Below are 23,447 nucleotides of genomic sequence, written 5' to 3' on the forward strand. Positions count from 1 at the left end.
ACAGGTTGCCTTTTTTTTGTCCCCGCCAGGGGAGACCCTTCAGCTATAGCTACCTACTCCTCAAGTTCGGACACGGGCAGACCCAAGGCCATGGCAACCCCCTCGCCATAGGCCCTATCGGCCTTTTGGCAGTTAGAGGCATGACGCATCTTGATTGCCCGAGGGGCATCGCCTAAGGCCCTTGCCGTGTTCTCAAAGAGCACCTTTTTTTGTTCAGCAGTCATAAGCCTGAATAGATTGCCGGGTTGAGAGTAGTAGTCATCGCTATCCTCTCGATGATTCCAATGGTCAGCCGCCCCTTCAAGAGTGAGGGGTGGTTCTTTAAACTCAGGCTGTTCCCGCCACTCACCATAACTATTAGGTTCATAGCCACGGGTTCCCCCATAATTCCCATCGACTCGCATGGCCCCATCCCGATGAAATGAGTGAAATGGACATCTGGCCCTGTTTACCGGGATGAGATGGTGGTTAACCCCAAGACGATATCGCTGGGCATCACCATAGGAGAAGAGCCTACCCTGCAACATCTTATCGGGAGAAAAGCCGATGCCCGGGACAATATTGGCCGGATTAAAGGCCGCCTGCTCTACTTCGGCAAAATAGTTCTCGGGATTCTTGTTCAGCTCCATAATGCCTACGTCAATGAGTGGATAATCGTCATGCGGCCATACCTTGGTCAGATCAAAGGGATTAAAGGGAAAATTTGCGGCCTCCTTTTCAGGCACCACCTGAATCTGCATCTTCCAACTGGGAAATTCATGATTATCAATGGCCTCCAAGAGATCACGCTGATGGCTCTCCCGATCCCTGCCAACCAGTTTTTCCGCCTCCTCATCACTGAGGGTCTTAATGCCCTGCTGGGTTTTAAAGTGGAATTTGACCCAGAATCGTTCATTGTTCTCATTGAGAAGACTATAGGTATGGCTGCCATATCCATTCATATGTCGATAGGAGAGGGGAATACCCCGATCACTCATTGTTATGGTGACCTGATGAAGTGCCTCCGGCAGCGATGACCAGTAGTCCCAATTATTGGCGGCACTGCGCATATTGGTGCGGGGATCACGCTTGACGGCGTGGTTCAAGTCTGGAAACTTGAGAGGATCTTTCAGGAAGAAGACCGGCGTATTATTACCGACCAGATCCCAGTTGCCCTCTTCGGTATAAAACTTCATGGCAAAGCCCCGAATATCCCGTTCGGCATCGGCTGCCCCCCTCTCTCCTGCCACCGTGGAAAAACGAACAAAGAGATCAGTCGTCTTCCCTATCTCTGCGAATATTTTTGCCTTGGTATAGGCCCTGATATCATCGGTAACGGTAAAGGTTCCGTAGGCACCAGATCCCTTGGCATGCATTCGCCTTTCAGGAATGACCTCCCGGTCAAAATGGGCAAGTTTCTCCATAAACCAGACATCCTGGAGCAGCAGAGGCCCACGAGGTCCTGCTGTCATAACATTTTGATTGTCTACAACAGGCGCACCGTTGTTGCCTGTTAATTTATCTTTCTCATCCTTCATAACAGCTCTCCTTGGCTTAGGGGTACGGTTTTACAAGAGGGGACTCCTTTAGTTCAATGTTCATGCCAGATTCGATCACCCGACATCGACCCACCTTAAGAGTATCAAAAGCCCTACCACAATAAAAGCGTTGGGGGGCAAAGAACTCATCCCCAAAAACAAGGCCTTACTCACAGACATGTTGCACTTGCCATTTGAATTCACCGCCACCAGGCAATAAACTGAACCAAGCGCATCAGCCCCTTTTCCCATGAGCGAGCAGAACAGGCTCAGTCAGGGGAAATGGGCCGCGCAGGAGGGTACCGTTAAAGGAAGAACGATTTACAGAGTCTTAAACCTCAAGGAGCTCAGATATGGCAAGAGAAGGTAATAAAAATCAGGCAGTCTATTTCTTCGGGACCTGCCTTGGCGATATGATGTACGCAGACTCGGCAATGGCAGCCATACACCTCATTGAAAGGGAAGGGTATCAGGTGGTTTTCCCCATGGAGCAAGCCTGTTGCGGACAGCCTGCCTACAACTCAGGTTTTATAGAAGAGGCGCGGGAGGTAGCCTGGAAACAGGTGGAGGTTTTTTCAAAGCATGACTATCCAATCGTTGTGCCCTCGGGATCATGTGCCGGAATGATGAAAATTCATTACCCTCAGTTATTTCAAGACTCAGACAAATTATTCGAAGTTAAGAGATTCAGTGAACGAATCGTAGAGCTTACAACATTTTTACACCAAGCAGCCGGGGCGCAATATATTGACAGAGGAGAACAGATAAAAATAACCTGGCACTCCTCATGCCATGCAATGCGGGAGGCGCAGTGCATTGAAGATTCCAAGGCCCTGCTTGCCCAGCTGGCCAATGTGGAGCTGGTAGAGCTTAAGCGAGAGCATGAATGCTGTGGTTTTGGCGGCACCTTCTCTATTAAGCAGCCATTAATTTCCGGAGCAATGGTTGCTGATAAGGTAGCAGATGTAGTTGCAACGGGAGCCTCTGCTGTTATCAGTGGTGATGCCGGCTGCCTGCTGAACATTACCGGCAAAATGGAAAAAGAAAATATAAAGATACCCGGTATTCATATAGCTGAATTTATTTGGGGGCGAATCAATGGCTAGCACATCAGAATTTGACTTTAACAAAAATATAGCAGAGGCATTGGCAGACACTGAACTACGGGCCAACTTCCGGGCTGCAACGGATACCTTACTTGCCAAACGCAAGACAATATTTTCCTCTCCGGAAGAGACTGAACACCTGCGTGATGTGGGCAGTTTAATGAAAAAAAATGTTATCGGCAAGCTCCCACAGCTGCTTGAGAAATTCGAGAAACAGTGCATTAAAAACGGCATAATAGTGCACTGGGCAGAGACAGCCCTTGAGTCCAACGAACTTATCCTTGGCATCCTCGATGAACATTCGGTAACCAAGGTCATTAAGGGTAAGTCAATGACCACAGAAGAGACTCATCTCAATGCCTATCTTGAAAAGCATGGCAAAGAGATAATAGAAACTGACTTTGGCGAATTCATCCTCCAGCTTAACAATGAGCCACCATCACATATTATTGTTCCTGCGGTACACAAGAACAGAAAACAGATCGCCAGAGTATTGGCCGATAATCTACCCGACATGGAGTACACCGAGGATGTCGGCGTCATGCTCACCAAGGTACGCAGCACCCTGCGCAGCCATTACCAGACTGCTGATGCCGGAATATCCGGAGTCAACTTTGGCATAGCCGAAACAGGCACCCTATGCCTGGTGGAGAATGAGGGCAACGGACGCATGTGTACAACGGTGCCCGACTTACATATTGCCCTGATGGGAGTAGAAAAAATCGTTGAAAATCTGGCGGACATCCCTGCCCTGTACCGCCTGCTCTGCGGTTCCGCCACCGGCCAGCGCATCACCACATATTTCAACATGATATCCGGCCCACGTAAGAAAGACGAACGGGACGGCCCCCGAGAGGTACATCTTGTTCTCTTAGACAACGGTCGTTCCCGGATAATGAATGATCCGCAGTTAAGCGAGTCACTGAAATGTATTCGCTGTGGCACCTGCCTGAACCACTGCCCCGTCTTTACCCGTATTGGCGGGCATGCCTATGGCTCAGCATACCCCGGCCCCATTGGCACAATACTTACGCCACAACTGGAAGGGCTCAATCCCAAAGGTGCTCTGGCTACAGCCTCATCACTCTGCAATGCATGCGCTGAAGTATGCCCGGTGAAGATTCCCATCCCGGAAATTATTCGCAGAATACGCGACGAAAGTTACGGCAATGGTGATCTCTTAAAAATTGGAGGAAATGGCTACAAGAAAAATCTAATTGAGACAGTGACCTGGAAGGCCTGGAAAATTGCCCAGGTTAACCCTGTTATAAATAAGACAATGCTTTGGTTCTTAACTACCTTTGGCAACAAGTTGCCAAAGGTAGGGCCACTCAAGGCATGGACCAGTGTCCGCACTGCACCGAAATTCGGCAAACAGAGCCTTAAGGATCGGGTAAAAAAGGAAGGTATTCGTCATGAGTAGCACTAATAGTCGTGAACAGATCATGGGCCGTCTCTACAATGCGCAGAAGTATGGCACTGACGCCTATCTCCCCGAAAAAAAAGAGTGGTCAATTGAAAACTGGTCTAGAGATCAGTGTATTGCCAAATTTACCGAATACATGAGCGCGGTGCAGACAGAGGTTTTTAGAGTGGGAGGAGATGCATGGGTAGATGAACTTAATCTGCTCTTCAAGGAGCGCGGAATTTCAAACATGCTCTACGCGCCCGCAACAGATATTGGCAAGACCATTGATAAGCAGTGGCCCGCAGACAGTCCCTGCCAGCCTATTGCCTGGGACAAAGATGTGGAAGAATTTAAAGAGGAGCTCTTTGCCTATGACGCAGCCATTACAACTTGCCTTGGCGGCATTGCCGAATCAGCAGCTGTAATCCTCTGGCCAACACCTGAGGAACCGCGTCTCATGTCAATAGTACCACCACTGCATATAGTTGTAGTGGAGGCAGATAAAATATTCACCTCATTTCAGGAGGCAATAGAAAAGCTTAACTGGAGCGAAGCAATGCCTACCAATGCCCTGCTTATTTCAGGTCCCTCGAAGACTGCTGACATTGAGCTGATTCTGCAATTTGGGGTACATGGACCAACAGATTTTATTGTATATATCATTGACTGATATCTGGCTATTGGATTCAGTAAAGCAGGGACTCGGACGCCCTTAGCAGAAGGGGTGGCAGGATGGGCAAAAAAAAAGGAGTTACAGCAAATTGCTGTAACTCCTTTTTACAAGTGGTGCACCAGGCAGGATTCGAACCTGCGACTCCTTGATTCGTAGTCAAGTACTCTATCCAGCTGAGCTACTGGTGCGCTCAAGACGTTGCCTTTTTACCCCGTTGGGGAGACAAAGGCAAGGACTTTTTTACACTTCTTTCTCTTTTTCTGCCCGATGGAAGACTATCTCGTTCTCCGCAGGCTTAAAACGAGACTCAACGACGATCATAATCTCAACCTCATTATTATTTTCCATCTCAGTAATCTCCTGGCGCTTATTGTTCAGCAGATAAGAGGCCACATCCAAAGGAAAATGACATTCGATTTTAACCACGGGTTTACGGCTGGCACCCGTTTGAATGCGGCGCAGATAAAAGAGGGCAAGGGTTTCAACGGCTCGAACTATTCCACGTCCCTTACAGTGCTGACAGACACGATAGGCACCTGCCTCAATGGGTGAGCCAAGCTTTTGCCGAGATATCTGCATCAAACCGAACTTAGAGATTCTGGTAAAGTCCACCTTGGCCTTATCCCGCTTCATGGCAATCTTCACCTGTTTTTCCACAGCATTGATATGCTTCTTATTGCGCATATCAATAAAATCGACAACAACAAGTCCACCAAGATCACGCAGTCGCAGCTGACGGGCAAACTCGGACGCGGCCTCCATGTTGGCCTGAAAAATAGACTCGTCAAAGTTCTTACCCTTTGAGGTAGAGCCGGAGTTCACATCAATTGCCACCAAGGCCTCGGTGGGATCGATAACAATGGAACCGCCCGAAGGAAGACTCACCTGAGGTTGATAGATAGACTCTATCTGATCTTCAACGCTGAACTGGTTAAAAATAGGGCGACTACCCTTATGGAGACGCACCTTCACATTTTGCTGATTGGCAGGGAGCATGCTGACAAACTCATTCACCTGCTCAAGGGCAAGCGGGGCATCCACCAGGATCTCCTGAATAGAGGGATCATAGTGCTCGCGCAGAAAACGCATAACACTTCGATGATCCTCATAGATCAAACCAACATCTTTAATTTCCTGCCCCTTCTCCCGAACATCTTCCCATAATTTAAGCAGGTAGGTTACATCACGGGCTAGGGCCTCTTCATTAATATCAACACTTGCCGTTCGAACAATCCAACCTGTACCTTCCGGAATGCCCAAAGAGCGCATGGTGTCACGTAGCTGGGAGCGACGCTCTTCACCCACTATCTTGCGGGAAATACCAGCAGAATCAGAGCCAGGCATTAAAACAACACATCTACCTGGTAGCGAGAGATAGGTGGTCATATTGGCACCCTTCTTACCCACCTCCTCCTTAACTACCTGCACCAGCAGTTCCTGACCGCGTGCCATCACGTCTTCGATCTTCAGACGTCTCCAACGACGCTCTTCAACATTCTTGCGCGCACTCTCACTCAAATCAGCCCTATAATATTCAGGATGAATCTCGCTAAAGGGGAGAAAACCATTTTTTACCGTACCATAATCAACAAAGGCTGCCTGCAGGTTAGCTTCAACGGCAACGACCTTAGCCTTATAGATATTGTTTTTGGTTTGAGCCCGGGTAACCGTTGAGACATGAATAGACTCAAGACGACCATCCTCCAACAGGGCCAGACGACACTCCTCCGGTTCCTCTGCATTGATAAGAAGACGGACATTTTTAGACTTTTCGAGACCGGTAAAAACTATATCATCATCCCGTTTTGCCTTGCGAGAACCAGAGCCAAAATCATCGTCTGCTACCTGAGGCGCTACCTGAGGAGCTACCTGAGCAGCCACCTCAGCAGTTGCCACGGGGGCGTCCTTAGCCACAGCCTCTTGCTCATCTGTTGCGGGACGTCTCTTCCTTGGACGGCGTGAGCGCCTACGATTAGGGCCTTTGCTCGCCTTTTCATCCTTCTCCTCACCACTGCTCGCTTCAGCCGCCACAGCTTTTTCAGACACTGGGGCTGGATCCATCGGCGCTTTCTCTGCCACGGAATCAGTTTCCGGTCTGGCGCTTGTTTTTTTATTGGAACGGGAACGACGACGGGCAGGTCTTTTCTTAGGGGCTACTTCGCTCTCAGGGGCAGGGCTTTCAGCTGAACTTACAGGGGCTTTCTCGACATCTTGTACAGGCTTCTCGCCACTTTTGGCTTCTACAGCCTTTTTTGCTGGCTCCGAAGCAACCTTAGCCTCTTCCGAGCTGGCCTTGGCGACCGGCCTGGCAGGACGAGTTGCTCTCTTCTTTCTTGCCGGAGGCTTAGGTGCAGATTCCTTTGCTACAGGTGCTTTTTGCTCCACTGCGCCACCTACCACCTTTTCAGCAACCTCAACAGCCTTCGCAGGCTTGGTGGTCTTAGCGGGCTTGGCGGGTTCAGCGACCTTAGTAGCCCCAGCGGACTTAGCAGGCTTAGCGGGCTTAGCGGGCTTAGCAGGCTTAGCAGATTCAGCGACCTTAGCAGGCTTAGCGGCCTTAGCAGGCTTAGCCGTTTCAGCGGCCTTAGCAGGCTTAGCGGGTTTAGCGGGTTTAGCGGTTTGAGCGGCTTCAGCGGCCTTAGCAGGCTTAGCGGCCTTAACAGGCTTAGCGGCTTGAGCGGGTTTGGCAGGTTTAGTGGGTTGAACAGCCTCAGGAGAAGGAGTCTTAACCTGACTGCTCACCTTTTTGGCAGCAACAGGGGCCTTTGCCTCTGTTTCCACCTTACTCTTCCACCATGCACCGGTGCTCGCCTTAATCTTCAGCTTAGATTTTGCCTCATTTCCTTCACTTTTCTTAGACTGCGCCTCACTTCCATCATTTTTAACTGTCATACTTTTCCTTTCCCTGACATCTTATCAGCATTCAGGGAGATGTGCTTTTGCCAGATCTTCTATAGAGAAAGACAAAAACATACTATGTTGAGGCATTAGCAAAGAATGCCTTACCCGCATACAGACCAATAAACGTTTTCCCACTTGATTACTCGACTCCCCCATAACGGGAGCCTCACCTGGAAAACAAGGTATTTCTATATGCTTCCAATTCTGTGTGAAAGTACCATAAATACTTACGTCACGAACGCTCGCGACTCTTCCTTTTCACCCTCGACAACACTATGTACGATTTATCCCGCACACAAGTCAAAACTAACCTCTCTTCACCATCTTTTCTTCCATTACAGAGAAACAAATAACGGCAAAAAAAAACCGTAATCAAGACAAAACAAAATAATGAGGGGATCATTTGACAGGCAAAAGCAACTACTTTTCACATTAAACGATAAAAATTATACTTTTTTACTAATATAAAATCATGATTTTTTCAAGGGAAAACTCACACTTTCACCTTGACACCTCTACCTTAAACGCTGTATTTTTCCTTGCTATTCTCACTATAATCTTAAAGGACTCATCCCGTAAAGCATGGGACTTGCCCGGGTACAACCCTAGCACAGGCAACGCCTAAGTCAGCGTTTCCAGTTGTTTCTACCTAGAGAGACTTGTCTCATAGGTGCCAATTCTTTATAACAAGGAGTTTGATGTGACAATCCCTTTGCCACAGCCTCTCACATTACGCCGTTCTCTTGCCACTATATTTCTCTCAGTACTCCTTTCCTCCGGACAGGCGATGGCGAGTGACTCTGTCTCCACCAAAGATTGGGATATAACTGCAGACAAAATCATCCAATACGATGACCAAGAGACTCTCGTGGCAACAGGCCATGTCGTACTTGTCCCCAAGGAGAAAGAGGAGACAGCACAAAAAATCCAGGGAGATTGGCTCGCCTACGACCTCAATGCAGAGAAGCTTAAATTACGAGGTAATATAAAAATCAATGGTGCTGAAAACGGGGTAGACTCCTCAGCCGCTATCAATGATATTATTATCAGCCAACAGGCTGGCGGGAAAAACAGCCACTATCTTCCCCTCACCACGCTTGGCGCATGGTCAATCGCCAGCAAGAAGGGCACGCTGGTGCCAGCAAAAGTCATTCGGGCAAGCAAAGAGGCAACAGAGGCTCCCAAGGCCCGGCCTACGACAAAGCCAGCTCCGGGAAATATGATTTCGACAGAAGAGTGGAACATCACAGCAGACAAGCTCACCCGCTTTCAAAATCCCAGTAGCATCGTCGCCACGGGAAATGTAGTCCTCAAAAAAAGAGAACTCATCCCACCGGCACCGACAGCCTCCCCTGGCCAAGCTACCTCCCCCTGGCATGACCTTCTCCAAGAACCAAACCAGGCCCCCAAAAAAACAACGGTGGCCCAGAGTAACAGCACTGCCCCTCCGCAATACAGGACCACCACCACCATCCACACAGATTGGCTTGCCTATGATGTTGAACGTGGGATGATAAAGGCCAAGGGTAACGTCCTGATAGAAAGCGACAAGGGCATCCTCACTGCCGCCAAAGGCGAAATTAAGCTTGAAGACGAAACAGGTACCTTTCACGATGCAAGCCTGCGTCAAGAAGACATGCTCTATCTAGAGGGCAAAAAAATCGCCAGAACAGGATATGACACCTATAGGATAGAGGATGGTTGGGTTATCACCTGTAAACTGGAGGAGGGTGAAACACCACCCTGGGCCATTGTCAGCAGTGAAACTGATATCAAACAAGATGGCTATGCCGTTCTTAAACACGCACGTTTTCACGTCAAGGGCGTCCCTGTCTTCTATCTGCCCTATATGATTATTCCCATCAACCAAACCAGAAAAACAGGATTTCTCTATCCTGAGATGAGCGCCTCCAGCAACAGTGGCTTTGGCCTCAATCTCCCCTTCTTCTGGGCTATTTCAGATTCCACCGATGCAAGCCTTTACCCACAGTACTATGCCAGACGTGGATTTATGCCGGGAACTGAATTTCGCTATGCAACCAGCGCTGACAAGAAGGGCACGTTCAATGCCACCTATCTTCACGACAAGCTTGAGTCCTCTGAGACAAAGTACACCTACCAGAACAGTGATCGATACTGGATACGTGCTAAGTCAGATCATACCTTTGGTGATGGCTGGCTGGCCCGTCTTGACCTCGATATCGTCTCGGATAAGGATTACCTGCAAGAATTTGATTCAGGAATAGATGGCTATGACCAAAACAATGTACGTTATCTGGATAATTTTGGCCGAGGCTTTGCAAACGATACAGAAATGCTTCGCAATAACACCTTCAAGGTAATGAAGGGCTGGAACAATATGTTCCTTGAGATGGAGGTCTTGGGGGTCAACGATGTCCGCACAGATGCCGACGGCAAGAGAATAAAAACCGACAATCCCTTCTGGAAACTCCCCAGCATCACCTATTCAGGAGCCATTCCTCTAGGCGAAACAGCACTAACCTTCGACTGGGACAGTGGCTATGTTAATTACTGGCGAGAGGATGGCTATGGCGGCCATCGTTTTGATCTCCACCCCAAAATTTCCACCAACCTTCCCCTCAGTGAGTACCTTGAATCACGGGCAGAACTTGGCCTGCGCGACACCTACTATATGGTGGAGAATTATGGCGACCCGGTTGGCGCAGATGAGTGGACAAAAGGCACCACCCCCAACAGACTCCTCTATGATTTTGAGGTAGAAGTAGCCACCACCGTTGAAAGAGATTTCTACAGCAGCGGGACAGAGGATTCTGGATTCACTCACCAGATCCGCCCCTACGTTCGCTACAACTTTGTTCCCGAAGAGGATCAGGAGAATCTACCCTTTTTCGACAGCACAGATCGAATAGATCAACAAAATGGCGTCACCTACGGTTTTGACACCTACCTCAACCAGTTCGGCAGCACCAAGAAAGAGTATGCCCATCTTGAGGTAAAGCAGACCTACTACCTCGACGACGTCATCCAATACGACGACAATGGCAAACTCGATCTTGTCACCGACGATCTCTCGGAAATAGAGGCTAAACTCAAATGGTATCCATGGAGAAACACCTATCTCAGCTATAAGACAGAGTACGATGTGTATGGCGAGGGTTTCGTTAGTCACACCCTAACGACCTCGTACAAGACTGACCGTGGTGACTCAGTAGCCCTTCAGTACAGCAAAAGAGACGAGGACGATATCGACGAGATCAATGGCTACTTCAAATTATATCTTGCCGACAACTGGTTTACCCAAATTGATATAGAACACTCTATCTTTGACAATGAGACTCAGGTCGCAGACTTCAGCCTCACCTACACCCAACCATGCTGGTCGGTAACCATGGGCTACGAGAGCACCCCTGAAGATGAAAAGCTACTCCTGGTCTTTACCCTGGCCAATATCGGTCTGCCAATAAGCGCAGGTGCGGGAATTCGTTAAGAGGCAAAGCCCGTTGATATTTTGCACTACCTGTGCTGCAACAAGTGACATGGGGAGGAGGCTGAAAAACGGTTGGTCTTCTGGAGGGGAAAAATATAGAAAAGCAGAACATTGCAGGGCCTCTGCTCAGAGCAAGAGGCCCCGCAAGGGGAACAGAATTTACTTCAAGAGGGCAAATCTCTGCCAGAAATCCGGGAAGGACTTAGCAACACAGCCCTCTCCGCTTATCTCTACTCCGGGAACCTTCAGCCCCGCCACAGCCATACTCATGGCCATTCGATGATCATCATAGGTTTCGATCGTGGCACCGTGAAGATCCCGACCACCCTTGCCATGGATCACCATGGAGTCAGAATGTTCTTCCACCTCGGCACCCATCCTGGTAAGCTCGGTCACCACGGCATGAAGACGATCACACTCCTTGATACGCAGATGGCCAATATTCTGAATATGAGTTTTTCCCTCGGCAAAGGCAGCCACCACGGCAAGGGTAGGAACCACATCGGGCATATCAGCCATATCGACACTAATACCCTCAAGCATTCCCGTTGAGGCAAGGGTAATACCGCCCCCCTCAATACTCAGCCCACAACCCATCCGCCCGAGCAGAGGGACAAGCTTAACATCACCCTGAAGCGACGAGACAGAAACATTTTCGACCCGCACCCTGCCACCGGTAACAGCGGCGGCAGCCCAGAAATAAGAGGCGCTGGAAGCATCACCCTCAACGGAGTAATCCTGCCCCCGATAGATACCCCGGGGAATCTTAAAGTATTTATAGTCACTGCTATACTCTACATGAATACCAAAGCGGGACATCACATCCAGGGTCATGGTTATATAGGGTTTAGAGAAGACCTCGCCCTCCACCCGCAGCTCGGCCACTTCACGGGCATAGGGGGCAACCAGTAAGAGGGAGGAGAGATACTGACTTGATTTTCCCTCCGGCAGCACCGTCATACCACCTGCAAGCCCGGTGCTGTTTATAACCAGAGGCGGACAGCCGGTATCGTGCATGGAACTGACATCTACCCCCCAACCCTGAAGGGCTGTCATCAGGGGCTCAATGGGACGCTCGGCCATACGCTTATCACCATCGAGAACGAATCTGCTATTACCAAGAGAGAGAACAGAGGTAAGAAAACGGGTTGCCGTGCCATTATTCCCTAAAAAAATAGGCTCTGCACAGGGGGCAATCCGACCGGCATTGCCCTGCACCCGCCAGGATTCCTCATGATCGATCGTAACCCCCACCTGACGCAGGGCAGCAGAGGAGTACTCCGTGTCCTCACTGACCAGTGGTCCATGCAGGGTACTTTCTCCCTCGGCAAGGGCCGCGGCAATCAGGGCCCTCTGGGTCAGGCTCTTGGAACCGGGCACCGCAACACTTACATCAACACTGCCTACCGTTTGTATCTCAATCATATCTCTTTTTCCTTTAATACAGCATCGTAGCCCAACAATCGATACAGGGTATGCCGCATCACCGCAAGAGGTGCTTCCCGGCCCTGCCACAGCTCAAATTGTTGGACACCTTGATAGAGCAACATTTCAAGACCTGAAACTATTGCACATCCCGCCTTATCTGCATTCGCTAGCAACCTTGTTCTATGGGGTGAATAGACAATATCCATAACTGCCTCAACCCCGCTCAACTGCTCCACCGTCATCAGGCTGACATCCTCTTGTGGTGCCATGCCCACCGAGGTAGCGTTGACCACAATATCTGCCCGGACGCTGCCAATATCCTCAAGACTCAGCCAAAGACAACCAAACTCATCTGCCAGCTGGCGGCCACGGGATGGAGTTCTGCTACAGAGAATCACCTCCGCCCCAGCCTCCAACAGGCCAAAGCCAATGGCACGGGCAGATCCGCCTGCCCCCAAAAGCAAGACCTGCTTGCCCTTAAGAGAAACCACGGCCTGCAGGGCCCTGTTGGCCCCAATCCAATCGGTATTAAAGCCCTTGAGAAAGGGTCTGCCATCCCGCATAGATGAAACAATGGTATTAACCGCCCCTATCTTGCCGGCAACGGGGTCAACCTCATCCAAAAGAGGGATAACAGCCTCTTTATGAGGGATGGTAACACTTACCCCGCATATATTTAAACCACGCAATCCCTGGACAGCACTCTCCACATCCTCCACCCGAAAGGGCACATAAACAGCATCTATGCCAAGGGACTCAAAGGCTGCATTATGCATAAGGGGACTCATGGAGTGGCTCACTGGATTGCCTATAATTCCATAAACTGCTGTTGCACCAACTATCATAAAAGTACCACCTAATATATTTTTACGGATAACGGGCAAAGATCCCTCTCATCTCAGAGATAGTTATCTGCCCTGCGGCTGTGACCTCTGCCCCATCGGCACAGCAGTAGGTCATATAGCCGCCAAGGTCGCAACTGGCAACACGACTAACGGCTCCCGCCTCGCCCATGCAAAAGGCAATAAGAGGTAAGCCCTTCTTGGCTGCATACTCCAGAACCTGAAAAACACGGACAACATCGGCCGCGCTGTTGGCTGTGGTAATAAGCTTGCCTATATCAGCACCGGCGTCCTGCATCTGGTCAATAATACCGGTGAGTTTTGCCAGAGTTGCCGTACTTTCAAAATCGTGATACGAGAGAATAAGCTCTGTCTCCCTCTCGGCGAGATAAGTACGCAGATACTGATGAGACTCCTCTGCTGACCGAAGCTCCAGATCAATATAGGCAGCGCCGGCTCTCACCGCCTCGGCAAGCAAGGCCAGACGATCCTCTTCAGTCCCGGCAAAGAGACCTCCCTCCCAGGTAGGACGACAGGTAAAGAGCAGATCCGTCGCCAGACTTTCAACAAAGGGATCTATCTCCGGGACATCTATATAGTCAAGACGCACCTCAATAACATCTGCTCCAAAAATACGCAGGCTCGCCTCAAGCGCCTGAGGCATAGTTGGTTGTCCCAGTGAAACACAAATTTTTCTTGAATGCATAAGCTCCTCTTCGTCGCATGGATCATTTAGCCTCTACTGTTCACCACCAGCAATGCTCTCTGCAAGGGCAAGAAGACCGGTAACAATAAACAAATCGTCCACGAGGCCTATACCAACCAGCCACTCGGGAATAAAATCATAGGGAATAAACAGATAGAGAAGAGCTGCAAGGATAAGCAGACGAGCCCTCCACGGCGTACCGCGCTTAAAGAGCCGCATCAGGATGGAGGGGGATCTGCGCCATACCTGAAAAAAAACCGCCAGGAGCCTCACCATACTCTTCTCTCACCAGACCTAGGCCTCAAGGGCACCAATCAATTCACGGACAGAGCTCAATCCCTCTGCCTGCACATAGTCGGCCAGCTGCTCAACAAGATCACTGCTTATGGCAGGATCAACAAAATTAGCCGTTCCAATCTGCACCGCAGATGCTCCTGCCAGGAGGAATTCAATAACATCCTCAAGAGAAGAGATACCGCCAATGCCTATTATGGGCACGGAGACAACCTTGGCTACCTGATATACCATACGCAGGGCCACCGGTTTTATGGCAGGGCCCGAAAGTCCGCCGATGATATTGGCAAGCGATGGTCTCCGTGTCTTTATGTCTATCCCCATACCGATAAGGGTATTAATCATAGAGAGACTATCGGCACCACCCGCCTCTACGGCCCGGGCGATTTCAGTAATATCCGTCACATTAGGAGAGAGCTTGACCATCACCGGCACATCGGCTGCATCCTTGACCGTCCTTGTTACCCGAGCGGCCATCTCCGGATTGGTGCCAAAGGCCACCCCGCCCTTTTTCACATTGGGGCAGGAAATATTCACCTCGATAGCGGCAATACCCTTAACCCCACGCAACTTCTGGGCGATATCGCGATACTCCTCCAGAGAATCCCCGAGGATATTGACCACTGCCGGTAGCCCCTGCTCCTGAAGGTAGGGCATCTTTTCGCTGATAAACCTATCCACCCCAACATTCTGCAGACCAATGGCATTGAGCATGCCACTGGACGTTTCGACAATACGAGGCGGAGGGTTACCGGGACGGGGCCGAAGAGAGATCCCCTTGACCACCACGGCACCCAACTTTTGCAGCTTAACCAGCTGGCTGAACTCCCGAGCATAGCCGAAGGTACCCGAAGCAGTCATAATGGGATTTTGCAGCTCTAAGGAGCCAATGTCAACTCGAAGATCTGCACCTTCACTTATTTTTTCCATTGTAGCTCCTCCGCATTATAAACAGGGCCATTAATACAGACATGGGTATATGTGCCATCGGCCTTAGTCTTACAACAGCCCAGACAGGCCCCTATGCCACAGGCCATCTCCTTTTCAACGGAGACCTGACAGGCAAGCCCCTTCTCTTGGCAGTGCTCAAAGACACGGGCCATCATAGCCTCAGGGCCGCAGGTATAAACCTGACAATCAGCGACAAGCGCCTGTTCCTGAAGTACCTCTGTAACAAAACCCTTCCTGACAAAACTGCCATCGTCGGTGGTAGAGAAAACCTGCACACCATACTGCTCGAAATCTGCCACTAGCGGTTCAACCTCAGCCCTTGAGCGGCCACCAAGGATCACCCTTATCTGCGACGGATCATCTGCTCCTTCGGCCAACTTACGGGTCAAAAAGAGAAGCGGGGCAATACCTAGCCCACCACCGACAAGACATGCCGGGCGATTATTGACCAGAGCAAAACCCTTTCCCAGGGGGCCAAGGATAGAGAGCTCCTCTCCAAGCGTTAACTGAGATAAGAGTTTGGTGCCACGACCGACCACCTTAAAGTAGAGCTGTAATCCACCATCATCATCCACCTGATGTATACAGAATGGTCGACGAAGGAGAGGATCAGTACTGCCCATGCGCCGCACCATGACAAACTGGCCTGGATGGGCCACAGCGGCTATTTTCGGTGCATGAAAACCCATGCGGAAATTTTCAGCAGAAAGCTGTTCCACAGAGGTAATAATTGCGTTCTCTTGGTTTTGTGCCATAATTGTTTATTTTGTTTTAATTGTAATCACAATGTGTTTACCTAAAATAACTCTATAGTTAGTTTACTTAAAGTCATCGTCGATATATTCTTGCCACTGTCTCTTGCAGGCCCGATTGCGGGAATGAGAAAGGAGACAAAGGCAGGATCTTACCAGATTAGGAATACAAACTCCATGGAATACGGTATCCTCCCTCTTATCATCGTCGCCCTGCTGGGTGCTATTATAGGAAGCTTTCTTAACGTTGTCATCCTCAGACTTCCGGAAGAAAACAGCTCCATTGCCTATCCGGCATCACACTGCCCTAAATGCAACCACCCACTCTCTTGGTATGAAAATATCCCCCTGCTCAGCTTTCTCATCCTGGGGGGGAAATGCCGCTCCTGCAAAGAGCATATCTCTTGGCAGTATCCGCTGATAGAGGCGTCCATGGCCCTGCTCGGCCTGGGCCTTTTTCTTCACTTCGGGCTAACCCTCACATTCCTCGCTTATTTTTGTTTCAGCGCCGCCCTGCTGGTCATTATCGTCATTGATTTCTATCACCAGATCATCCCCGACCTGATCAGCCTGCCCGGCATAGCCCTTGGTTTTCTCTTCTCCTTTATCAATCCGGAAATAAGCTGGTTAAGCTCGCTTATCGGACTACTGGTGGGAGGCGGAGCTCTTTACGCCATTGCCTGGGGCTATTTTACCCTGAGAAAACAGGAGGGAATGGGAGGAGGTGACATCAAGCTTCTGGCCATGCTCGGGGCCTGGCTCGGCTGGCAGTCCCTTGTCTTCATCGTCTTTACCAGCTCACTCTTTGGCGCCATCATTGGACTCATTGCCCTGCGTATCCAAAACAAAGGCAACCAGACAAAAATCCCCTTTGGTCCCTTCCTCTGCCTTGCAGCCCTTGTCTACCTCTTTTACAGCGTGGAAATTCAATACTTTTTCCAGCTCTACCTGAACGGACAGTGGCCATAGGAGAGGCTATCGGTCAGCGAAATACCTGGCGCTGAAGTAAATTCATATATAGAGTGGCCGGTTTGACAAGGACAGGAATTATCCCTTGATAACTCTATACTTATACCACAAACCAAGGCATGTAATGAACATAGAAGAGAGAAAAGAAAAGGCCCAGACCAGTATCTTCAAAACCATATTCCCCAGTGTCTGCAACCACTATAACACCATGTATGGGGGCACGGCCATGCAGCTGATGGATGAGGTAGCCTTTATGACGGCAACCCGTTTCAGCCGCAAGGTAATGGTCACCGTCTCTTCAGAAAAGATTAACTTTTCCTCCCCCATCCCCTCCGGCACCTTCGTTGAACTAAGCGGCAGCATAGGGCGCATAGGCAAAACAAGCCTCGATGTACAGGTAAATATTTTTGTCGAAGAGATGTATTCAGACAGTAGAATAGAGGCCATTACTGGCACCTTCACCCTTGTCGCCCTGGACGAGGAACGGAAGCCCACCCTCATTCTAGACGTAGCCTAAGCCCACAGACCAAGAAAAAATCAGAGAAGGGCCAGGCGGGAAATGCCCTGTTTATTACGCCCAGGGATATTCGTTCTTCTCCCTGGCCCTGCTCCACAAAAATCACCAAAATGGAATCACAGATGGACCTCACTGTTTCAGCAAGAATTTTATGCTTTATTATTTTTTCACTCATCTTTTTAAAAATTTCCTGGAAACCTCTACAGAACAAAAAATGCCATGGTTTTTATCGTTTTTTTGTTTTTGAAGGAATTCTCAGCCTGCTCATGCTCCGCATAGAGGTTTGGTTCAAAGATCCTTTTTCAATTACTCACATCATCTCGTGGATTTTTCTGTTTTTATCCGCCACCATTGTTATCCAGGGATTGCATTTATTGAAAAAAATCGGTGGACAGACAGATCGTAAGAATGGAGCAGAGAACTTTTCTTTTGAAAACACAGCTAACCTTGTTGAAGAGGGCATCTTCAGACATATACGCCACCCCATGTACACCTCCCTCCTCTTTCTCGCTTGGGGCATTGCATTCAAACAACTTACCCTACTAAGTATTCTGCTTGCCCTAGCCACCAGCATGGCTTTATTTGCCACTGCCCAGATAGAAGAGAAGGAAAACATATCCTATTTTGGTGAGCAATATAAATCATATATGACACGTACCAAGATGTTTGTTCCTTTTTTAATGTGATCATACCCCAATCTCTCCGCATAGATATCAAAGTATTCGCTTTCTCTGATATCTATACTCACCCATCAAGACAGGTTTTTAGTTGTAATAGTTCAGACGCATGACCTGACGATTTCTCTTGAGGGTCTAGCAGATACCACCTCTGACAGAGATTCCCTCTTAAAAGAGGGAAGCCTCCTCACCTGCCACAACAGCCCAGCCCCACGAGGACAGCTACCGCTTGACCAGACTGCCTGTGGCACAATCTTGCCCCTCACCCTTTACCTCCATATTTGACACGATCCAGCTAATCAGGATAACCTTAGCTAGGCAGGTCATATACTCAGCGCATATCTATCGGGGCCGCCTGCCAATGTGGTTCGCCATATAAAAATTAACTACTGCATGGTGTGGCTTATGAAAAGGCTGAAATATTCGACCAAGTTTTTTAAAGATATCTCTCTCCACACCCCCTTTGTCAAGATGCTGGCCCTATTGATTATCCTCTGGCTCATATTTTCTGCCGCCCTCTACTTTTCAGAGTCAAATGTTGAGGGCTCGTCTATCCATACCTATGGAGATGCCCTCTACTGGGGAATCGCCGCCTTTTCCACCGCAGGAATAGCGGATTCGCCCACATCCAATACAGCCCAATTTGTCGGTGGACTATGGATAGTCATCGGTTCCATGCTCTTCTTTGGCACCATTGTCGCAACTATCACAACCTATTTTATGAGGCCAATGCAACGTCCCCATAGAAGAATAATTGATGCAATAGAGTACAATCTCGAACAGCTGGATGATCTGACAGTTGAAGAGCTTTCCCTCTTAAAGAATACAGTTGATGCCCTTATCATGCATGTCGAACGCATGAGGAAAAAACAGGATGACGAACAGCAGGCTGAGTAGTTTTTCCAGAAAACTTACCTTACAAAAAGCGGGGATGGATGATGAATTTCTCAAATAGCTACAGACAACTGGGCAGTGATTTCTATGAAGAGAGCCTGCCTACCCCTGTTTTGGCCCCCCGGCTCCTCTTATGGAATGCTCCTCTGGCTGAACAGCTGATGATTCCAGAGGAACTGGGGCAGGCTGCCCTGGCTCAGATTTTTTCGGGGAATCAGCTTCTGCCCGGCTCAGAACCCATCGCCATGGCCTATGCAGGACACCAATTTGGTAGCTTCGTCCCCCAACTGGGAGATGGCAGGGCCCATCTGCTTGGCGAGGTATTCGATAAATCCGGACAGAGATGGGACATTCAGCTCAAGGGCTCCGGCCCCACCCAATTTTCCCGTGGAGGAGATGGTCGTTGTGCCGTCGGCCCCGCCCTTCGAGAGTTCATCATGAGTGAGGCAATGTATGCCCTGGGCGTTCCCACCAGCCGCTGTTTAGCCGTTGTCACCAGCGGAGAAGACGTTTACCGTAGGTCCATACTACCGGGGGCCATCGTAACCAGAATTGCCTCAAGTCATCTGCGCGTTGGCACCTTTGAGTTCTTCGCCGCCCGGGGCGAGCATGAGGCCCTTAAGCGCCTCTGCGACTATACCATTGATCGCCATTTTCCAGAGTTGCAGGGGGCCACAGATCAATATATCCGCTTTCTTGACAGGGTCATTGGCAGACAAATTCAACTGATCACAGAATGGATGAGGGTTGGATTTATCCACGGAGTCATGAATACAGATAACACCTCCCTCGCCGGAGAAACCATCGACTACGGCCCCTGTGCCATGCTGGGAGCTTATGATCCTCATACCGTTTACAGCTCCATTGATATCAAGAAACGCTATGCCTTTGGCAACCAGTCTGCAATAAGCCAGTGGAACATGACACGATTGGCTGAATGTCTATTGCCACTGATCAACGCCGACAGGAACAGGGCAATAGACCAGCTTAACCCCCTTCTGATAGCCTATACAGATAGATTCAACCGGGTGTATATAAAGATGATGGGCAAAAAGCTTGGACTGACATCCCTTCAAGCAAAGGATGAGAAGCTTATCATCTCCCTCCTCGATCAGCTTAAGATAGGAAAAATGGACTATACCCTCACCTTCGACCTCCTGACCAAGTCCCTGAGCTCTGAGCCCATCGCCTCGCAAATGCGGGGGCAACTGGGCAACTACTTTGATCTTTGGCAAAGGCGATTAAAAGAACAGGGTACAGATCTCCAAGAGGTTCAAACCCTGATGAGACAACAGAATCCGCTCCTCATCCCCAGAAACCATCATATCGAAGCGGCAATTGCAGAGTGCGAGCAAACGGGTCGGGTGAATCTTGCTGAAAAGCTTCTCCACGTTCTCCGCGCCCCCTATGAAGAGCTGACAGAAACACACCTCTACCAAGACCCGCCGAGCGACGGTGACAAAAACTACCAAACCTTCTGTGGCACCTGAGACTCAGCTCTGCCCCCTTCCCCACAGCCACCAGGCCGAAGCATCGGGCCCTGTAGGGGAGCCGATTGGTAAGGGCCATTTTTTCCCGCTATACTGAAAGCTACAAACTCGGCGGCTTGACCTGGGGAGGCCTGGAGCCCAGGCCAAAGGATATGCTCACTTAAAACCACAACCAGAGGAGAACCTTATGAAGATAAAAATTCTAGTATTTCTAGTGATCACCGCCTTTGCCGTATCTGCTTCGGCAGCAAAACCTGAATGGGCCGGCAAGGGAAAGACCACAGCTGCCCAAGAGGAACTCCATAAGGCAGGGGACAACGACAAGGCCATGCTGAAGACAAGAGAGAGGGTGAAGGGGACAAAAGAAAAGATAGCAAAAGAGAAAGGGAATCAGACAAGCAAAAGAGGCATTGAAAAGCAGAGACAGAAAAAATCAGAGCAGATACAAAAAGAGTTAGATAAGGGCTCTGAGCAGGGCCAAGAGTCCCGGCAGGAAAGAAAAAAATGGTGGAATTTTCTTGATAACTAAGACCTGCAGGCGGGGCTGAAAAATAGCCTCCTGGCAAAACGAGCCCTCCCCCGTCTACCGCCATGGCTTCAGCTGGCACAGGTGCATTGCCAGCCCTCTCCTACCAGGCTTGACAGATTCATTCTGCTAGGATAAGTCTAGTTAGATCTGCATTTATAGAAACTTTTTAATGAGGAGATTGGCCATGGCAATATGCACAAACTGCCCCTTTCGGGCACAATATAAGCGGCGTCCAAACTCTTTGCTGGGCAGGCTGTGGCGCTGGCATGCAGGTTGGTGTCCCGGCTGGAACGCATATATGAAATCTCTTCCTCAGGAGGAGAGGGCGGATCTGGCGAAAAGATATCAGCTGAAACGTTTTCTCTAAGATGACCCCAAAGCAAGACCTCGACAAAGAACAAACAAGCCACCCCCAAAAGGGTGGCTTACCCCTCCTGCAACCGACCAGCGGAATACTCCTTCCCCTAAATAAAAATTACTCAACCTCTCCTTTAATAAGCCCCAAGGAACTATCTCTGAATTAAGCCATTTTGTTTAATGACAAATCAGGGCCATAGTGCTTCATTAGAGGCGGCAGTAAAAAGAGCAATTTACTCGGAGTCTCGCTAGAAACTATTTTATTAACGACACAGAAAAAGTGAAAAATGAATTTTTTATCCAAAGATGCCTCGCTACAAGAGTCAATTACAAAAATGAAGGCTGTTTTAGCAGATGCCGGATGTGAAACTACTTTCTCCCAGGAAAAGCATCCCCTGCAGCACTGTTATTCGGTAAACCTCACCTCAACTGAAGCACCAGAGCATATCTATGCCAATGGTAAGGGAATTCTGTCAGAGGCATCCATGGCCAGTGCCCTGGGTGAATATATTGAACGACTCCAAACCAATAACTTTTTCACTGATTTCCACCTGCCAAACCGTTCATATTTCCCTGATCAGGTCGCCTTTGAATTTGGTGGGCCTTACCTCAACGACGAACTCCGCCTGATCTATAATCCAACCGGAGAGCTTGAGGATGAAGACCTTGTTGATTACAACAGTGATCAGGAGGAGAGGATCATTGCCCTGCCCTTTGCCAAAAAATCAAATGGTGAGACTGTCCATTTTCCTCTGAATGTCCTGGCTAATCTTTATGTCAGCAATGGCCTGGCCTCCGGCAATACCCCTCAGGAAGCACAGGTACAGGCGCTCAGTGAGATTTTTGAGCGCCATGCAAAAATAGAGATCATCAAAAATGGCTATGCCCTGCCCAAGATCCCCGACGAGACAGTCCAAGCCCTGCCACGACTGCAGAGTGATGTTCTGGCACTGCGGAAACTGGGCTACATCATCGAGGTACTTGATGCCTCACTAGGGGGACAGTTCCCCGTCACCGCCATCTCTTTGATCAACCCCAAAAACGCCTCCCTCTTTGTCTCCTTTGGCGCTCACCCCATCCTGGAGGTGGCGCTGGAGCGAACCATGACAGAGTTGATGCAGGGTCGGGAATTGGATAATCTGGATGCCTTTGAAGTGCCCACCTTTGACATGAATCTTGTCTCGGACAGTTTTAACCTTGAATCTCACTTTGTTGACTCAAATGGAAAAATAGGCTTTGGCTTTTTACGTTCCACCAAGAGTTTTTCCTACACCCCTTGGGACTATAAAGGGGAGGGCTGTGAGGCAGAGCTGAAATATCTCACTGCCATCCTGGATAAGATGGGTAAAGAGATCTATCTACGAGAGTACAGCTACCTTGACTTTTACTCCTGCCAGATAATCGTCCCTGAAATATCTGAGGTCTACCCCATAGATGACCTCCTCTACAATAACAAAAACAGAGGCAAGTGGATTCGGGATATGGTACTGGATTTTGCCAACTATGATCCTGAGAATATCCTGGAGACCATTGACGAGCTAGATGATTTCATCAATGTCGAAACGTACATCGGGGTTATCTTTGCCAAGAACTTCACCATGCTTGAATTCAGGGCCCAGATACAGCTCATCCGTGGTAATAGAGAAGATGCCCTGCCAGCCCTGGAAGCAGGGACGAATAAGCTCGGTCATATCGTCGCAGAGCTGATTCGCATGGAAGAGGACAATTTACCCTGGTCTGAGTATAAAGAGGCGCTCTTTAATATCTTTGGCAGAGAAAACGTCGAAAAAGCCAGAGACATCTTAGAGGGAAAAGAGTACCTGATAAGCACAAAACTTCATAATAACTATGACAGTATGTTAAAAATGTACGACAGATTAGAGCTGAAAAAACAGGCTGCCGCCATGGGTCTCAAAGAAGAGACAGGCAAAAAAATGTAAGATGGCTACCTCATTGACTAACCGTTT

At 49.3% G+C, this 23,447-nt stretch carries 20 protein-coding genes and 1 tRNA gene; 12 read left to right on the plus strand and 9 right to left on the minus strand.

Annotation, left to right across the window (positions count from 1 at the left end; genetic code table 11):
• Nucleotides 1-53 precede the first annotated feature (53 nt).
• Nucleotides 54-1,517: a catalase gene (locus DP_RS15205; protein ID WP_011190244.1), complete on the minus strand. Its 1,464-nt coding sequence runs from the start codon at nt 1,515-1,517 to the stop codon at nt 54-56.
• A gap of 353 nt (nt 1,518-1,870) precedes the next feature.
• Here DP_RS15205 and DP_RS15210 point away from each other — a divergent pair, with 353 nt between their 5' ends.
• The 3 genes from DP_RS15210 to DP_RS15220 are packed head-to-tail and all read left to right on the plus strand — an operon-like array spanning nt 1,871 to nt 4,701.
• Nucleotides 1,871-2,623, plus strand: coding sequence for a (Fe-S)-binding protein (locus DP_RS15210; RefSeq protein ID WP_011190246.1), 753 nt, complete (start codon nt 1,871-1,873; stop codon nt 2,621-2,623).
• Nucleotides 2,616-4,046: a LutB/LldF family L-lactate oxidation iron-sulfur protein gene (locus DP_RS15215; RefSeq protein WP_011190247.1), complete on the plus strand. Its 1,431-nt coding sequence runs from the start codon at nt 2,616-2,618 to the stop codon at nt 4,044-4,046. Before DP_RS15210 ends, DP_RS15215 begins: the two co-directional genes overlap by 8 nt.
• A complete protein-coding gene (locus DP_RS15220) occupies nt 4,039-4,701 on the plus strand; it encodes a LutC/YkgG family protein (RefSeq protein WP_011190248.1) in 663 nt (220 codons plus the stop codon). Before DP_RS15215 ends, DP_RS15220 begins: the two co-directional genes overlap by 8 nt.
• A 114-nt stretch (nt 4,702-4,815) precedes the next feature.
• On the opposite strand, the gene DP_RS15225 is transcribed toward DP_RS15220, so the two are convergent.
• Both DP_RS15225 and DP_RS17165 read right to left on the minus strand, forming a co-directional pair.
• Nucleotides 4,816-4,892 (minus strand) — tRNA-Arg (locus tag DP_RS15225).
• Between the two features lie 52 nt (nt 4,893-4,944).
• Nucleotides 4,945-7,596 (minus strand): Rne/Rng family ribonuclease, encoded by a 2,652-nt coding sequence (locus tag DP_RS17165; RefSeq protein ID WP_011190249.1) that lies wholly within the window; start codon nt 7,594-7,596, stop codon nt 4,945-4,947.
• A 709-nt stretch (nt 7,597-8,305) separates the two neighbouring features.
• Here DP_RS17165 and lptD point away from each other — a divergent pair.
• Nucleotides 8,306-11,074 carry an LPS-assembly protein LptD gene (gene lptD, locus DP_RS15235; RefSeq protein WP_156792331.1) on the plus strand — a complete coding sequence of 923 codons (2,769 nt, stop codon included), beginning with the start codon at nt 8,306-8,308 and terminating at the stop codon, nt 11,072-11,074.
• Between the two features lie 159 nt (nt 11,075-11,233).
• On the opposite strand, the gene aroA is transcribed toward lptD, so the two are convergent.
• Genes aroA through DP_RS15265 form a run of 6 tightly spaced genes read right to left on the minus strand, consistent with a single transcriptional unit; the run spans nt 11,234 to nt 16,050 of the window.
• Entirely contained in the window at nt 11,234-12,499 is a 1,266-nt protein-coding gene (gene aroA / locus DP_RS15240) for a 3-phosphoshikimate 1-carboxyvinyltransferase (RefSeq protein WP_041278102.1), read from the minus strand.
• Complete coding sequence (locus DP_RS15245) at nt 12,496-13,347, minus strand: shikimate dehydrogenase (RefSeq protein ID WP_041278909.1); 852 nt, start codon at nt 13,345-13,347, stop codon at nt 12,496-12,498. The genes aroA and DP_RS15245 overlap by 4 nt, the downstream gene beginning before the upstream one ends.
• Before the next feature lie 22 nt (nt 13,348-13,369).
• Nucleotides 13,370-14,050: a type I 3-dehydroquinate dehydratase gene (aroD, locus tag DP_RS15250; RefSeq protein ID WP_011190254.1), complete on the minus strand. Its 681-nt coding sequence runs from the start codon at nt 14,048-14,050 to the stop codon at nt 13,370-13,372.
• 33 nt (nt 14,051-14,083) lie between these two features.
• Nucleotides 14,084-14,326: a DUF1232 domain-containing protein gene (locus DP_RS15255; protein WP_011190255.1), complete on the minus strand. Its 243-nt coding sequence runs from the start codon at nt 14,324-14,326 to the stop codon at nt 14,084-14,086.
• An 18-nt stretch (nt 14,327-14,344) separates the two neighbouring features.
• Nucleotides 14,345-15,274 carry a dihydroorotate dehydrogenase gene (locus DP_RS15260; protein ID WP_011190256.1) on the minus strand — a complete coding sequence of 310 codons (930 nt, stop codon included), beginning with the start codon at nt 15,272-15,274 and terminating at the stop codon, nt 14,345-14,347.
• Entirely contained in the window at nt 15,262-16,050 is a 789-nt protein-coding gene (locus DP_RS15265; RefSeq protein WP_011190257.1) for a dihydroorotate dehydrogenase electron transfer subunit, read from the minus strand. Before DP_RS15265 ends, DP_RS15260 begins: the two co-directional genes overlap by 13 nt.
• A gap of 174 nt (nt 16,051-16,224) precedes the next feature.
• On the opposite strand from DP_RS15265, the gene DP_RS15270 reads away from it, so the two are divergent.
• The 8 genes from DP_RS15270 to DP_RS15305 all read left to right on the plus strand — a co-directional run bounded on the left by DP_RS15270 (nt 16,225) and on the right by DP_RS15305 (nt 23,420).
• The gene (locus DP_RS15270) at nt 16,225-17,016 is read left to right on the plus strand and encodes a prepilin peptidase (RefSeq protein WP_011190258.1); all 792 of its coding nucleotides are present in this window, start codon (nt 16,225-16,227) and stop codon (nt 17,014-17,016) included.
• A 124-nt stretch (nt 17,017-17,140) separates the two neighbouring features.
• Complete coding sequence (locus DP_RS15275) at nt 17,141-17,533, plus strand: acyl-CoA thioesterase (protein ID WP_041278103.1); 393 nt, start codon at nt 17,141-17,143, stop codon at nt 17,531-17,533.
• Between the two features lie 110 nt (nt 17,534-17,643).
• Entirely contained in the window at nt 17,644-18,219 is a 576-nt protein-coding gene (locus tag DP_RS15280) for a methyltransferase family protein (RefSeq protein WP_011190260.1), read from the plus strand.
• A gap of 396 nt (nt 18,220-18,615) precedes the next feature.
• Nucleotides 18,616-19,107, plus strand: coding sequence for an ion transporter (locus DP_RS15285; RefSeq protein ID WP_049785166.1), 492 nt, complete (start codon nt 18,616-18,618; stop codon nt 19,105-19,107).
• A 41-nt stretch (nt 19,108-19,148) separates the two neighbouring features.
• Nucleotides 19,149-20,594, plus strand: a complete 1,446-nt coding sequence (locus DP_RS15290; RefSeq protein WP_041278913.1) for a protein adenylyltransferase SelO — start codon at nt 19,149-19,151, stop codon at nt 20,592-20,594.
• A gap of 187 nt (nt 20,595-20,781) precedes the next feature.
• A complete protein-coding gene (locus tag DP_RS15295; protein WP_011190263.1) occupies nt 20,782-21,123 on the plus strand; it encodes a hypothetical protein in 342 nt (113 codons plus the stop codon).
• Nucleotides 21,124-21,307: 184 nt separating this feature from the next.
• Nucleotides 21,308-21,490: a hypothetical protein gene (locus DP_RS17665; RefSeq protein WP_083819003.1), complete on the plus strand. Its 183-nt coding sequence runs from the start codon at nt 21,308-21,310 to the stop codon at nt 21,488-21,490.
• A 277-nt stretch (nt 21,491-21,767) separates the two neighbouring features.
• On the plus strand, nt 21,768-23,420 hold the full coding sequence (locus DP_RS15305) for a YcaO-like family protein (protein ID WP_011190264.1): 1,653 nt from the start codon (nt 21,768-21,770) through the stop codon (nt 23,418-23,420).
• Nucleotides 23,421-23,447: the final 27 nt, after the last annotated feature.

Source organism: Desulfotalea psychrophila LSv54 (assembly GCF_000025945.1).
Classification (GTDB): Bacteria; Desulfobacterota; Desulfobulbia; order Desulfobulbales; family Desulfocapsaceae; genus Desulfotalea; species Desulfotalea psychrophila.